Raw genomic sequence first — 14180 nt, 5'->3', positions numbered from 1 at the left:
CCCTTGTGGCGAGGGAGCTTGCTCCCGTTCGGCTGCGCAGCAGTCGTAAAATCATTGCGTGCGGTGTACCTGATAGACCGCGATTGCAGGTTTTAGGGCCGCTTCGCAACCCAGCGGGAGCAAGCTCCCTCGCCACAGGGATTCGGTCAGACCAGACCGGCACTTACAAGCAACTCTTCCAACGCCAACAAATCCGGCACCTTGGCCACTTGCTCCCCCACCTGCACCGCCGCCTGTTCCAGCGCACACAACGGCACATCCACATAGCTCAACTGGCTATCCAGCTTGTAAGACCGCGGAATCCCCTGCACCAGCAGTGCAATGAACTTCAGCTCAGGCCGCCCGCCGAGGGCGTTGAGGATGACGATCCGTGCTCGCTCACCGATCACCACTTTGTTGCCACATGCCGACTCGAAACTGAGCAACGGAATCTGCCTCTCTCGCCACGTCACCCGCCCCAGGTACCACGGCGGTGTATCGAGATCGAAAGCACCTGGCTGATAGTCGATGAGTTCAGCGACAGCGACGTTGGGCAGGATCAGGTTGCGATCAGCCAAGGGCAATAAAAGCCCAGTGAGGTTGCTGGAGCGCTTGTTGAAGCGCAGCTCATGCATGGGTTTTGCTCCACAATGCGATGCTGTCGAGCAGCACCGATTCCTGGTATGGCTTGCCTAGGTAGTCGTTGACGCCAATGGCCATGGCGCGGTCGCGGTGTTTCTGGCCAGTGCGGGAGGTGATCATGATGATCGGCAGATGCTGCAAGCGCTCGTCGGCGCGCACCTGGGTCGCCACTTCGAAGCCGTCCATGCGCGGCATTTCGATGTCCAGCAGCATCAGGTCGGGCCTGTGTTCTTCCAGCAGCAACATGGCGTCGACACCGTCCTTGGCCGTCAGCACGTTCATGCCGTGGCGTTCCAGCAAACGGCTGGTGACCTTGCGCACGGTGACCGAATCGTCGACCACCAGCACCAGCAATGGCCGTTGCGATTCAGGCTCCACGTCCTGCGTCACCGGGCGTTGCGGCACCCGCGTTTGCATCGCGCGGATCGGCGCCAGCAAGTCGAGAATCAGCACCACCCGGCCATCGCCCAGAATCGTCGCGCCGGACAAACCCTGCACCGCGGCGAACTGCGGGCCAAGGCTTTTGACCACGATTTCCCGGGTGCCGGCCATGGCATCCACTTGCACCGCGACGTGCCGTTCATTGCATTGCACCAGCAACACGGGTAACGGCAGACTCTGGCCCAGCAGTTTCGGACGGGTGCTGGTTTTCAGCAGTTCACCGAGATAGCACAACTCGTAACGTTGCCCAGCGTATTCGTAGGTCGGAGGATCGAGCCGGTAATGACCTTCGAGTTCGTTGGGCAACACCCGCACGATGCCATCGATGGTGTTCAGCGGAATCGCGTATTGATCCTCCCCGCACTGCACCATCAGCGCGCGGTTCACCGACACGGTGAACGGCAGGCGAATCCGGAAATGCACGCCCTGCCCCGGCACAGAGTCGATGCTCATGCTGCCGCCGAGCTGCCGGACTTCTTCGTGAACCACGTCCATGCCCACGCCACGCCCGGAGATCTGGGTGATTTTCTCGGCGGTGGAGAACCCCGGTTGCAGGATGAATTGCAGCACGTCGCGGTCGCTGATGTCGCTGTCCGGGTCGAGCAACCCGCGTTTGATCGCCTTGCGTCGCACGGCATCCAAAGGCACGCCGGCACCGTCGTCGCGGATGTCGAAAATGATGTCGCCGCCCTCTCGGGACAAGTCGAGGGTGATCTTGCCTTGGGCCGGTTTACCCGCCGCAATTCGCACCTCGGCCGACTCCAACCCATGGTCGACGGCGTTGCGCAGCATGTGTTCCAGCGGCGCGGCCATGCGTTCGAGGACGTTGCGGTCCATCTCGCCTTCGGCGTTGCCAACGATGAAATCCACGTCCTTGCCCAGTTCGCTGGCGACCTGCCGAACGATGCGCTTCAACCGCGGCAGCATTCGCTCAAACGGCACCATGCGCGTACGCATCAGGCCTTCCTGCAATTCGGTGTTGATGCGGCCCTGCTGTTGCAGCAGGTTTTCCGCGTCCTGATTACGCCGCTCGAGGGTTTCCTTGAGGTCAAGCAAGTCGGAGGCGGATTCGAACAGTGCCCGCGACAGCTGTTGCAGCTGCGAGTGACGGTCCATCTCCAGCGGGTCGAATTCTTCGTAGCCCAGGCGTTCGGCGTCGACTTGCTGACGGCTGAGAATCCGCCCTTGGGTTTCGGTATCGAGGCGGCGCAACTGGTCGCGCATGCGCTCGATGGTGGTTTCCATCTCGCTCAACGCCACCCGTGCGTCGTTGACCTGTTGTTCGATGCGTCCGCGAAAGATTGAAGTTTCCCCGGCCAGATTGACCAGGTCGTCGAGCAATTCCGCCGAGACCTTGACCGTATCGGTGCCTTCCGGTTGCAGCGCAGTTGGCTCGGCTTTAGGCGCTACGGGCAGCGTCACGGGCGCCGATGTTTCGGGCACTGCCGGATGGCTGAAATTCTTGATCGCGTCGATCAGCCGATCGGCCGGCGGCAATGGCTGACCCGCGCGGGTGGCGTCGAGCATCTGCGCCAGTCGGTCATGGCTGCGTTGCAACAGCGAGAATAGCTCGGCAGTAGGTTGCAGCACGCCCGCCGACAAGCCTTCGTAGAGAAATTCCAACTCATGGGCCAGGTCGCCAATGGGCACAATCTCCACCATCCGTGCGCCGCCCTTGAGGGTATGCAGATCGCGTAGCAGGGTTTCCACTTCCTGGCGATTCGACGGCTCGGCCTGCCAGCGCAACAGGGCCGCGCCGGAGTTTTCAATGATGTCGAAACCTTCCTCGAGGAAGATATCCAGAAGCTCGGAATCATGGCCCGTCGAGTCATTGCTGACCGCTGGTTCGATCGCCTCGGCGCTACCCGCATTGCGCAAGCGGAACTCACGAATGGCTTCGATCAACTCGCCCGGATCACCCAACGGACGGTTGTGCTGCAACTGATCAAGGAACAGGGCCAGTCGGTCATGGCCCTGTTGCAGCAATGGTGCCAGCGCTTCGCTGTGGCTGTAACGGCGATCCACCAGGCCTTCGTAAAGATTTTCCAGTTCATGGGCCAGATCACCGACCGGTTCGACCTCGGCCATCCGCGCACCGCCCTTGAGGGTGTGCAAATCGCGTTGCAAGGACAACAGCGGCGCGCCGTTGTCCGGGTCACTCAGCCAGCGTTGCAAGGCCTGGCCGGCGCTTTCGAGGATATCCACCGCTTCTTCAAGGAAGATCGAAACGATTTCCTCATCCAGTTCCACCTGCGTCGCGCTCTGCTCCAGCTCAGCGGTGGCGCTGCCCAGTTCGCGGATGCTCAAGGTGCGACTGCCGTCACTGCGGATCAGGCCCATGGAGGATGGATCGAGACTCTCATCGAGCAAGCCGCGCAAGGCACGCACCCGCTGCGGTTGCGCAGTGACTTCCTGGCCGGCGGCCAGTTCGTCGAGCATGTTGATCAGCGCTTCATGGGCACTTTGCGCCTCGTGGAAAAACCGGTCGCTGACCGCCAGGCTGCTTTCTTCCACAGCGCCATACAGGTCGAGCAAAGCTTCGCAGAGTTCATCCACCGGATGCAGATCGGCCAGGTGCGCGCCTTCGCCGAGGGTGGTCAGTTCGTCCAGCAGCGCGCTGAGTTCCTGCCGCTCGCCGGGATGTAGCTGCCAGCGCTGCAACAGGCTTTCGGCGTCCAGCAGGATGTCCATGCCCTGGGCAAGGAAGTTGTTGATCAGTTGCGGATCGCGCTTGATGCGCAGCTTCGTATTGGGCGTGCTCAACAGGCTTTGCAGACGCTCGGCCAGCAATGCCTGGGTTCGCTCGATCAGCGAGCGGGCGTCGGGGATTTCAGCCAGCGGATCGCTCTTGAGCTGTCGCAGCCCAAGGCGCAATAGCCCTTCGGCTTCCAGCAGCAATTCGACTTCGTCCAGGTCGAGGGCAATCCGGTGCGCCTTGTACTCCCGGGCCAATTCATCCAGCGACGCCGCCAGCTCGGCAATCGGCAGCACGCCGGCCATCGAGGCGCTGCCCTTGAGCGTGTGCAACGCCCGCTGCAACTCGTCGCTGGCCTGAAGCGGTACGTGCTCGGCGGCTTGGTCGAGGAAGCGATTGAGGCTGCTCAAATGGGTTTCGGCTTCGTTGCGAAAGATCTCCAGCAACAGTGGATCGAGCGCCGCGACATCTTGCACGTCCTCATCGGACACCGGTTTATCACCCTTGGCGAGGGCATGGGCGCGCGCGGCCAATTGATCGACATCGTTGCGTTGGCGCTGGGCATTGGCGGCGAACTCGGCCACCAGTTCCGGCAATAGCTTCAGCGTATCGCCCACCAGTTGTTGCACCGCAGGCGAAGGTGCAACGCTGTGTTCCAGCACGCGATTGAGCAGGTTTTCCACCGCCCAGGCCAACTCACCCAGCACCAGCGCACGGACCATTCGGCCACTGCCTTTGAGGGTGTGGAAGGCGCGGCGCAACTCACTCAAGACCGATGTGCTGTCGGGGCTGGCCGACCAGCGCGGCAGATACTCCTCGAGGATTTCCAGCACCTCGTCAGTCTCTTCGAGAAAGACGTCCCGCAGCTCATCGTCTATCGGCTCTTCACCGGCGGGCGGCGGCAACAGGCTGCCCGGTGTGGTCAGGGCTGGCGGGTTGACGGACGACACCGGGCTGGCCAACACATCGGCCAGAGACTGAACGGTTTCGGGGTCATCCAGCGCCTGCATGTCCTGCATGACCAGGGCTTCACTGGGGCTGAGCACATCCTTGAGCACCGGCACCTGCTGTTCGATGGGGAAGAAGCCGAGCGAGGCCAAACCTTTTTCCGCGACATCGAGCAGGTGTTCCCCCGGCGCTTCGGGGTCGTCGCTGAGGCGCTCCAGGTAATATTCGATGCTGGTGATGACGTCGGCCAGGCTGTCCAGTTGCTCCCAGCCGGGCTGGCCCGGGTCCACCAGCAGATGTTCGCGGATGAAGCCGTTGCAGGTCTCGACCAGGCTCGCCGCGCGGGCCAGCGGAATCATCGCCAACGCACCGCGCACCTGGGTCAGCAACGCCGGCAAGGGTTGCAAATGCTGGCGGTCCCAATCGGCGTCGATGTAGTCGACGATCATGTCCTTGGCCTGTTGCAGGCAAATGCGTGCTTCCTTGATCACGATCTGGTGGATCTGCGTCAGGTCGGTGGTCGGCAGACGGCTGTCTTCCTGGCTTTGCGGCTCCACGGTGCCGACCATGCCAGCCAGGGTCGCTTCGACGTAGAGCAAGGCCCCGGCGACGTCCATGAGGGTCGCGTCGTTGGGTTCACGCTGGCCCTGAGCGAGGCTCAGCACCACCGCCAGTTGATCGATGATGACCTTGCGCGGTTGGCCGAAACCGAGCACCGCCAGGGTGTCAGCAATTTGTCGCAGGGGCGCCAGCAGGCTTTCGAGGTCCGAGGTGTGCTGGCGGTCGCTGCGCACGAACAAGTCCAGGCGCTCCTTGACCCGCACCAGCTCTTCGCACAGCGCCGACAATACCGAGCGCATGGCGTCGCGGTCAGGGCCGGCCAGGCGTGCCCGTTCTTCATCGACCATCGCGCCGTCGGGTAGCGCGTCGTCAAGTGAGTAGCGATCTTTCATGGTCAGTATCTGCCCGGTGGGGTGTTCGGCTTTGGCAATATAGAACAACAAACTCTTGAGCAGCTGCGGCGGTGCCGGTTGATTGATTCCGGGCATGCCTTGTTCGAGCAGACGCTTGAGCTGTTTGTCGGTGTCCTTGAACAAACTGCGCAACGCCGGGCTGTTGGCGATTGAGCCATTGCGCATGCCTTCGACCAGTGCTGAAGCGACTTGCCATAACGGGCTCAGGGGCGCGTTGTCGCACAGCGCTTCGAGGCGCGCAAACACCCTGGCCAGATAACCGAAGTGGGTTTCATCATCCTGTTCGCGCAACAAACCGACCAGGGCCATCTGCAACATCTGCCGCAATTTACGCAGCACATTCGGCAAGTCGGACGGTTCCAGCAGCGCCAAGGCCTCTGGGCCCAGAGGTAGCAGCTCCGGCAGTTGCGGGCTGAACAGGCTGGTTTCCGACAGCAGGCTTTCGCCACGAGCGCTGCGCAAATCGTTGATCAACGGCAACACGACTAAAGGCAAATCGCGACGGGCGCCTTGCACCCGGTCGAGGTAAGTCGGCAATTGCCCAAGGGCGTGCAGCAACAGATGGATCGCCTCGTCACGATGGCTGATGCGGTTCTGCTGCAAGGCGCTGGTCAACTGCTCGATTTCTTCGGCGAGCAGGGCCGCGCCGTAGAATTCGACCATCTGCAAACTACCGTGAACCTGATGGACACAGGCCAGACACTCGCTCAGCGCGAGCGTCGCCTGCGGGTCGTCGATCAGGGTTTCGATTGCCTGATGAGCCTGCTTCAGCGTTTCGGCAATCTCGCCTTTGACCCACTCGAGGGCCACATAGTCGTGCCGATCACCCATAACCACTCCAATCAAGATGCATCCGCCCAGAGGCGGTTCAAGCGTTGTCCGCAGACTTGGCCGGCAAGGTGAAACCGGACACCGAGCGCCGCAGCTGGCTGGCCATTTTCGCCAGGTTGCCGATGCTCTCGGCGGTGGCGGTGGAGCCGGACGAGGTCTGCGTGGTGATTTGCTGGATCACGTTCATCGTCAGGGAAATCTGGCCGGCCGACGAAGTCTGTTGCTGCGCGGCGTTGGAAATACTCTGGATCAATGCCGCAAGGGTCTTCGATACGCCTTCGATTTCTTCCAGGGCCACCCCGGCATCCTGCGCCAGACGCGCGCCGCGCACCACTTCGGTGGTGGTCTGCTCCATGGAAATCACCGCTTCGTTGGTGTCGGCCTGAATCGCCCGCACCAGCGTTTCGATCTGCCGGGTCGCCGCGGACGAACGCTCGGCCAGACGCTGGACTTCGTCGGCCACCACCGCAAAACCGCGCCCGGCATCACCGGCCATGGAGGCCTGAATCGCCGCGTTGAGGGCGAGGATGTTGGTTTGATCGGCAATGTCATCGATCAGGCTGACAATGTCGCCGATTTCCTGAGAGGACTCACCCAGCCGTTTGATGCGCTTGGCGGTGTCCTGGATTTGCTCGCGAATATTGTCCATGCCATGAATGGTGTTGTGCACCACTTCGTTGCCCTTGTTGGCGATTTCCACCGAGCGTTCGGCTACCGCAGAGGATTCGGCGGCGTTGGCCGAGACCTGATCGATGGACTGGGCCATGTCGTTGATCGCCGTGGAGGCTTCGCAAATCTGCTGCGCCTGATGCTCCGAGGCCTGGGCCAAGTGCATGGCAGTGGCCTGGGTTTCCTGCACAGCGGCGGCGACCTGGCCGGCAGTGAGGTTGATGGTCGCCACCAGATCGCGCAACTGGTCGACGGAATAGTTGATCGAATCCGCGATGGTCCCGGTGAAGTCTTCGGTCACCGAGGCGGTCACGGTCAGGTCGCCATCGGCGAGGTCTTCGATTTCATCCAGCAAACGCATGATCGCGTTCTGGTTGCGCTCGTTCTTCTCCGCGGTTTCACGCAGCTGACGGTTGGTTTCGCGCACCATCACCAGGCCGATGAGAATGATCGACATCAGCGCCAGCAAGGCCAGTACATAACCACCGATAGTGCCGGTATTGCGCCCGCCGGCGAGGTTTTCGAAACGGCTGGCCAGTTGCGAAGCCTCATCGAGCAGGGTTTGCGACAGGGTAAAAATGTTGGTGGCCGATTCACGGACCTTGAACAGTTGCGGCGACGTTTCGAGGATTTCATCCACCGAACCGGATACGAATTCGAACAGCTCGGAAATCTCGGTCAACCGGGCGCGCGCGTCGCGGTCTTCGACCTGGCTGATTTTCAGCGCCGCGCTGCCTTGAAGCATGCCGTTGAGCACCTGGCCGAAACGCGCCGCGTCGCGGCCGAAAGCGTCGGCCGCCTGCTGCGAATTTTCATCGCCCGACAGCACGGTATTCACCGCACCAAGAATCCGCTCGGCCAGCAGCGTCTGACGCTGGGCCACCGCCACCTGAGTGGCCGGGGCGCCACGTTGCAGGAGGGTTTCGACGACCTTTTCATATTCGACCTGCAACTGCGGTACGGTTTCGGCCAGGGTCGCGGCGACTTGATGCAAGGACAACACGGTCTGCTCGCTGGAGAGGATGGCGTCGGTGTTTTTCAGCAGACGCTCCCAATCCAGCTGCACGGCGCGCATTTCCGGGCGCACGGTGGACGGTGCCGGCGGCAGGCCGGTGGAAGGATCGCCTTTCTTCAGGTAGCCCCAACGCTGGGCGAAGTCGTTGCGTGCATCGCTGAGCAACTTGAACGCTGCTGCCTTGCCAGCGGCGGCTTCGGTGGCGTTCTTGGCGATGCGTTGGGACAGCACGCGCAGCTCACCGGCGTGGCCGATGTACTGCTTGTCGTAATTCGCCTGGGTGTTGAGGTACGCGAAGTTGACGAACAGCAGCATGATGAAGACGATCAACGCGATGAACAGCGCAATGATCTGCGCCCGGCTGCGCGACCCTTCTGGCTTGTCTGTTTTTGCTTTAATCATCGGGTTTTCGCCTGTTAACCAACATCTTGTGAGACCTGACAGGAACCCTGTGGGAGCGGGCTTGCTCGCGAAAGCGGTCATTCATTCAACATCAATGCTGACTGACCCACCGCCTTCGCGAGCAAGCCCGCTCCCACATTGGATCTGCGTCATTCCGGTTACAGCGCTACGCTCATGAAACTCTGTGACTGCGCCAACGCAAACGGGCTGAATACCTGCCAATTCTGCTCACGCTGAAACCGGCCTTTGATGAACGGTGCAACCGCGCCGCTCAAGGTATCTAGCGGTTCCAGGCTGTCCTGGGCAAAGTGCTGCAAGCCGAAGACCTCATCGACCATCAACCCTGCAAACACGTCGTTGTGTTCCACCACCAATATTCGCCGTTGCTTGCGCAAGGGCCGTTCATGACCGGGCTCATAACCATAAAAGAAGCCATGCAAATCCATGATCGGCAGCAGGCGCCCCCGCAGGTTCGCCACGCCCTTGACCCAGGGCTTGACCCCCGGCAACTGTGTAACGCGCGGTTCGTGCAGGACTTCGCTGACTTCGCCCATGGGCGCGACATACCAATGCTCGCCCAAGCGAAAGCCGATGCCGCTCCAGCTGTCCTGCCGGGTTGGCTGGGACGGCAAGTCCGCCGCCAGCAGACGACAGCGCTGGTCGATCTGCAGCAGCAGTTCGAAAGCCGTCAGCGACTCGGTCATGACCGGACGATCAACCGGCCAGCACGTTGTTCAGAGTCTTGATCAGGGTCTCTTCGTCGACCGGTTTGGTCAGGTAGTCCTTGGCGCCCTGGCGCGTGCCCCAGACTTTGTCGGTTTCCTGATCCTTGGTGGTGATGATGATCACTGGAATGTGCCCGGTTTCTGGGTCTTTGGTCAGCTGACGGGTCGCCTGGAAACCGTTAAGGCCGGGCATGACGATGTCCATCAACACCGCGTCGGGTTTTTCCTGACGGGCCAGGGCCACGCCGTCGGCGCCGTTTTCGGCTTTCAACACCTCATGACCGTGCTTTTCGAGCATGCCGGTCAGTTTGTACATTTCGGTCGGCGAGTCATCGACGATCAGAATACGTGCCATGGTCTTCCCCATTCTTGTCGACACCGGGCCCCATGGCCGAGCGTCACTGTGCGTGTCCTACTGCGGCGAAACGGCGGTGAAGCCCGGTACATGGGCCTGAATCGCGTTCAGCAGTTCTTCCTTGCTGAAAGGCTTGGTCAAAAACTGGTCGGAACCGACGATCCGACCCTTGGCCTTGTCGAACAACCCGTCCTTGGACGACAGCATAATCACTGGCGTGGACTTGAACGCAGCGTTGTTCTTGATTAAAGCGCAGGTCTGATAACCATCCAGACGCGGCATCATGATGTCGACAAAGATGATGCCGGGATGATTGTCGGCAATCTTGGCCAGGGCATCGAAACCATCGATTGCGGTGATGACTTCACAGCCCACATTTTTCAACAGCGTTTCGGCGGTGCGACGAATCGTTTTCGAATCATCGATCACCATGACCTTCAAGGCGCTGGAATGCTGTTCCATAGTGGCTCTACCGTCGCCTTTGTGAATCAAATTGTCCATCTACGGGCAGTCGAGGGCTCGAAACCCTTATTGATCAAGGGCCAGCACGACATGCCAGCCTTTTTAGCACAGTCTCCCCATCCGATCTATCGGGCGACCCTGACAGTGGTTTTTCCTTGACCGGGAACACACTCAGCGCCACTCTGACGCCACTTTTTCACAACACTTTCCACCCCCAATTTCGAGGAAAACCCCATGAGCGTTCGCGTCGGGATTGTCATGGATCCCATCGCCAGCATCTCCTATAAAAAGGATAGCTCGCTGGCCATGCTGCTGGCTGCGCAAAAGCGTGGCTGGGAACTGTTCTATATGGAACAGCGCGACTTGTATCAGGCCGAAGGCGAGGCTCGCGGGCGGATGCGTCCGCTGAAAGTATTCGCCAACCCGGAAAAATGGTTTGAACTGGGCGTCGAAAGCGACGCGCTGCTGAGCGATCTGGACGTGATCCTGATGCGCAAGGATCCGCCATTCGACATGGAATTCGTCTATTCCACGTATTTGCTGGAACAAGCGGAAAATGCCGGCGTACTGGTGGTCAACAAGCCGCAAAGCCTGCGTGACTGCAACGAAAAGCTGTTCGCCACGCTGTTCCCGCAGTGCACGCCGCCGACCATCGTCAGCCGTCGCCCCGACGTGTTGCGTGAATTCGCCGACCATCACGGTGACGTGATCCTCAAGCCGCTGGACGGCATGGGCGGTTCGTCGATCTTCCGTCACACCGCTGGCCACCCGAACCTCTCGGTGATCCTCGAAACCCTGACCTTGCATGGCCGTCAGCAGATCATGATCCAGGGTTACCTGCCGGCAATCGTTGATGGCGACAAGCGCATTCTGATGATCGATGGCGAACCAGTGGATTACTGCCTGGCACGGATTCCCGCACTCGGTGAAACCCGTGGCAACCTCGCCGCCGGTGGCCGTGGCGAAGCCCGACCGCTGACCGAGAAAGATCGCTGGATCGCCGCGCAAGTCGGCCCGACCCTGCGTGAGAAGGGCTTGCTGTTCGTCGGTCTCGACGTGATCGGTGAGCATCTGACCGAAATCAACGTCACCAGCCCGACCTGCATTCGTGAGATCGATAACGCTTTCGGCACCGACATTGGTGGCCTTCTGATGGATGCCATAGAGAAAAAGCTGCAAGTTGCAAGCCTCAAGCCGCAAGTTTGAAAGCTGCGACATACAGCTTGTCGCTTGAAGCTTGTAGCTTGAGGTTAAAAACCAACATTGCGTTATCATGCCGGGCCTGTAAAAACGCGATGTTGGTTTTTTTGCCATGACACTTCCGTCCGATCTGCCCCCTGAACTCGCCCACCGTGGCGTGCGTCCGGCCGATCGCCTCGGTTTCACCTTGTTTCTGGCGGCGCTGATTCACCTGGCCTTGCTGTTGGGCGTCGGGTTCTCCATGGTCGAACCCAAGCAAATCAGCAAAACCCTGGAAATCACCCTCGCCACGTTCAAAAGCGAAAAGAAGCCGGAAAAAGCTGACTTTCTCGCCCAGGAAAATCAGGAAGGCAGCGGCACCCTGGAGAAAAAGGCGACGCCCAAGACCACCGAGGTCGCGCCCTTCCAGGACAACAAGGTGCAGCCAGTCACCCCACCGCCAACCGCCACGCCGCCAGTGCCTGAAGCAGCCCCCAAGGCAGCCGTGACGACTGTCGCGCCGAAACCGAAGAAAACCGCGACCAAGCGCGAAGAGATCAAGACCGAGACCAAACCTAAGGTCGTGGCACCGACCTTCGACAGCGCGCAGCTGTCCAGCGACATCGCCAGCCTGGAAGCGGAACTGGCCAGCGAACAACAGCTGTACGCCAAGCGCCCACGCATCCATCGCTTGAGCGCCGCGTCGACCATGCGCGACAAGGGCGCCTGGTACAAAGATGAATGGCGCAAGAAGGTCGAGCGCATCGGCAACCTCAACTACCCCGATGAAGCCCGGCGCAAACAGATTTACGGCAATTTGCGACTGATGGTCTCGATCAACCGCGATGGCTCGCTATATGAAGTGCTGGTGCTGGAATCGTCCGGCCAGCCGCTGCTGGACCAGGCGGCGCAGCGCATCGTAAGGCTCGCGGCGCCGTTTGCACCGTTCACCGGAGATCTGTCGGACATCGATCGTCTGGAAATCATTCGCACGTGGAAGTTTGCACGTGGGGACCGGCTCTCAAGCAATTGAACACTGCAAAACCCTTGTGGGAGCGGGCTTGCTCGCGAAGGCGTCAGGTCAGTCGACATCAATGTTGAATGGGCCGGCCTCTTCGCGAGCAAGCCCGCTCCCACATTTGATCTGTGTTGTCAGGGTATTTGAGGCATTTCCTGTGCATCCTCGGCTTGTCAGTTTGCCCCTCCAACGCCACACTAGCGCTCATGAAGAACGTCAGCCCCAGCTACCTCAAGCATCACTTCCTGATCGCCATGCCTCACATGGCCGACCCGAACTTTGCGCACACCTTGACCTATATCGTCGAGCACACGGCCAATGGTGCCATGGGGCTGGTGGTCAACCGCCCGCAGGACCTGAACCTGGCCGATATCCTCGAGCAATTGCGCCCCGAAATCGAACCGCCAGTGCTCTGCCAGCATGTGCCGATCTTTATGGGTGGCCCAGTGCAAACCGATCGCGGTTTTGTTCTGCACCCGTCGGGGAAAACCTATCAGGCAACCGTTGATCTGGACGACGAGTTGTCGCTGTCGACTTCGCAGGATGTGCTATTCGCCATTGCCGACGGCGTTGGCCCCACGAAAAGTGTGATCACCCTCGGCTACGCCGGTTGGGAAGCCGGGCAACTGGAAGCCGAACTGGCCGACAACGCCTGGCTGACCTGCCCGTTCAACGCCGACATCCTGTTCAATACCAGCAGCGAATTACGCCTTGAAGCGGCGGCCAAGCATCTGGGTATCAATCTCAGTCTGCTCACCAGCCAGGCGGGGCACGCCTGATGGCCCTGCGGCTGATTCTGGGTTTCGACTACGGCACCAAACAAATCGGCGTTGCGGTCGGCCAGGTGATTACTGGGCAGGCCCGCGAGCTGTGCACCTTGAAGGCACAAAACGGCATTCCTGACTGGAATCAGGTCGAAGCCCTGATCAAGGAGTGGAAACCCGACGCCGTGGTGGTCGGCCTGCCGCTGAACATGGACGGCACACCCAGCGACATGTGCCTGCGGGCCGAGAAGTTCGCCAGGCGCCTGAACGGCCGCTACAACCTGCCCTTCTATACGCATGACGAGCGCCTGACCACCTTCGAGGCCAAGGGCGAACGCCTGGTCCGTGGCGGCCAGAAGGGCAGTTACCGCGACAACCCGGTCGATGCCATCGCTGCCGCCCTGCTGTTGCAAGGCTGGCTCGACGAAAACAGCGCATTGTTCGAATCCTGACCGCAACTGATTCTGAAGAGTCGCTGCGGCGTCTCCCTTAGCTACAACCCGAGCCACCACTCAAGCAGCATTCGGCTCGGGACAAAGAAGGAGCAAACCATGAGCCTGCCCAATCCCGCCGAACTGATCAGCCAGATGGCGATCCGCCTAAAGGCTTATCTGGAAAACCGTAGCATCAGCGAACCACGCTATATCGGCATTCGGACCGGTGGCGTCTGGGTCGCGCAGGCGTTGCTCGATGAACTGGGCAGCGATTCGCCGTTGGGCACCCTGGACGTTTCGTTCTACCGCGACGACTTCAGCCAGAACGGCCTGCATCCACAAGTACGCCCATCGGCGCTGCCGTTCGAGATCGAAGGCCAGCACCTGGTGCTGATCGACGACGTGCTGATGAGCGGTCGGACCATCCGCGCGGCGATGAACGAACTCTTCGACTATGGCCGCCCGGCCAGCGTGACGCTGGTATGCCTGCTGGACCTGGACGCCGGTGAGCTGCCGATCCGCCCGAACGTGGTCGGCGCAACGCTGTCGCTGGCGGCCCATGAACGCGTGAAGCTGTCCGGCCCGGAACTCAAGCTCGAGCTTCAAGACCTCGCCCTTTAATTTGCCCTATTGAGAGTCCCCCTCGC

Annotated in this window: 11 protein-coding genes; 5 read left to right on the top strand and 6 right to left on the bottom strand. The window is 60.6% G+C overall.

All coding sequences use genetic code 11. The features are described 5' to 3' along the window. Positions 1–146 precede the first annotated feature (146 nt). The 6 genes from ABH909_RS05605 to pilG form a co-directional block, all read right to left on the bottom strand. On the bottom strand, positions 147–614 hold the full coding sequence (locus tag ABH909_RS05605; RefSeq protein WP_429431122.1) for a chemotaxis protein CheW: 468 nt from the start codon (positions 612–614) through the stop codon (positions 147–149). Beyond that, the gene (locus tag ABH909_RS05600; protein ID WP_429431120.1) at positions 607–6510 is read right to left on the bottom strand and encodes an Hpt domain-containing protein; all 5904 of its coding nucleotides are present in this window, start codon (positions 6508–6510) and stop codon (positions 607–609) included. The genes ABH909_RS05605 and ABH909_RS05600 overlap by 8 nt, the downstream gene beginning before the upstream one ends. 37 nt (positions 6511–6547) lie before the next feature. Then, the gene (locus ABH909_RS05595; protein ID WP_429431118.1) at positions 6548–8596 is read right to left on the bottom strand and encodes a methyl-accepting chemotaxis protein; all 2049 of its coding nucleotides are present in this window, start codon (positions 8594–8596) and stop codon (positions 6548–6550) included. A 158-nt stretch (positions 8597–8754) separates the two neighbouring features. Then, positions 8755–9300, bottom strand: a complete 546-nt coding sequence (locus ABH909_RS05590) for a chemotaxis protein CheW (RefSeq protein ID WP_429431116.1) — start codon at positions 9298–9300, stop codon at positions 8755–8757. A 10-nt stretch (positions 9301–9310) separates the two neighbouring features. Further along, the gene (gene pilH, locus ABH909_RS05585) at positions 9311–9676 is read right to left on the bottom strand and encodes a twitching motility response regulator PilH (RefSeq protein WP_008068134.1); all 366 of its coding nucleotides are present in this window, start codon (positions 9674–9676) and stop codon (positions 9311–9313) included. Between the two features lie 57 nt (positions 9677–9733). Then, positions 9734–10138, bottom strand: a complete 405-nt coding sequence (gene pilG / locus ABH909_RS05580) for a twitching motility response regulator PilG (RefSeq protein WP_429439757.1) — start codon at positions 10136–10138, stop codon at positions 9734–9736. Between the two features lie 234 nt (positions 10139–10372). On the opposite strand from pilG, the gene gshB reads away from it, so the two are divergent. The 5 genes from gshB to pyrR all read left to right on the top strand — a co-directional run bounded on the left by gshB (position 10373) and on the right by pyrR (position 14154). Then, positions 10373–11344 (top strand): glutathione synthase, encoded by a 972-nt coding sequence (gene gshB, locus ABH909_RS05575; protein WP_429431114.1) that lies wholly within the window; start codon positions 10373–10375, stop codon positions 11342–11344. A 106-nt stretch (positions 11345–11450) separates the two neighbouring features. After that, positions 11451–12350, top strand: coding sequence for an energy transducer TonB (locus tag ABH909_RS05570; RefSeq protein WP_123500229.1), 900 nt, complete (start codon positions 11451–11453; stop codon positions 12348–12350). 191 nt (positions 12351–12541) lie between these two features. After that, positions 12542–13114 (top strand): YqgE/AlgH family protein, encoded by a 573-nt coding sequence (locus ABH909_RS05565; protein ID WP_429431112.1) that lies wholly within the window; start codon positions 12542–12544, stop codon positions 13112–13114. Next, complete coding sequence (gene ruvX, locus ABH909_RS05560) at positions 13114–13551, top strand: Holliday junction resolvase RuvX (RefSeq protein WP_008007435.1); 438 nt, start codon at positions 13114–13116, stop codon at positions 13549–13551. The genes ABH909_RS05565 and ruvX overlap by 1 nt, the downstream gene beginning before the upstream one ends. A 99-nt stretch (positions 13552–13650) precedes the next feature. Continuing rightward, positions 13651–14154 (top strand): bifunctional pyr operon transcriptional regulator/uracil phosphoribosyltransferase PyrR, encoded by a 504-nt coding sequence (pyrR, locus tag ABH909_RS05555; protein ID WP_429431110.1) that lies wholly within the window; start codon positions 13651–13653, stop codon positions 14152–14154. Positions 14155–14180: the final 26 nt, after the last annotated feature.

Origin of the sequence: Pseudomonas sp. BS3782 TE3695 (assembly GCF_050435305.1) — a bacterium.
Lineage (GTDB): Bacteria > Pseudomonadota > Gammaproteobacteria > Pseudomonadales > Pseudomonadaceae > Aquipseudomonas.
The sequence above is the reverse complement of the archived record's forward strand: the minus strand, read 5'-3'. Positions and strand labels throughout refer to the sequence as shown.

Coding starts and splice junctions, on each gene's coding strand:
- ABH909_RS05590 (WP_429431116.1), bottom strand. CDS start 9,300: ATGACCGAGTCGCTGACGGCTTTCGAACTGCTGCTGCAGATCGACCAG.
- ruvX (WP_008007435.1), top strand. CDS start 13,114: ATGGCCCTGCGGCTGATTCTGGGTTTCGACTACGGCACCAAACAAATC.
- gshB (WP_429431114.1), top strand. CDS start 10,373: ATGAGCGTTCGCGTCGGGATTGTCATGGATCCCATCGCCAGCATCTCC.
- ABH909_RS05605 (WP_429431122.1), bottom strand. CDS start 614: ATGCATGAGCTGCGCTTCAACAAGCGCTCCAGCAACCTCACTGGGCTT.
- pyrR (WP_429431110.1), top strand. CDS start 13,651: ATGAGCCTGCCCAATCCCGCCGAACTGATCAGCCAGATGGCGATCCGC.
- ABH909_RS05565 (WP_429431112.1), top strand. CDS start 12,542: ATGAAGAACGTCAGCCCCAGCTACCTCAAGCATCACTTCCTGATCGCC.
- ABH909_RS05595 (WP_429431118.1), bottom strand. CDS start 8,596: ATGATTAAAGCAAAAACAGACAAGCCAGAAGGGTCGCGCAGCCGGGCG.
- pilH (WP_008068134.1), bottom strand. CDS start 9,676: ATGGCACGTATTCTGATCGTCGATGACTCGCCGACCGAAATGTACAAA.
- pilG (WP_429439757.1), bottom strand. CDS start 10,138: ATGGAACAGCATTCCAGCGCCTTGAAGGTCATGGTGATCGATGATTCG.
- ABH909_RS05600 (WP_429431120.1), bottom strand. CDS start 6,510: ATGGGTGATCGGCACGACTATGTGGCCCTCGAGTGGGTCAAAGGCGAG.
- ABH909_RS05570 (WP_123500229.1), top strand. CDS start 11,451: ATGACACTTCCGTCCGATCTGCCCCCTGAACTCGCCCACCGTGGCGTG.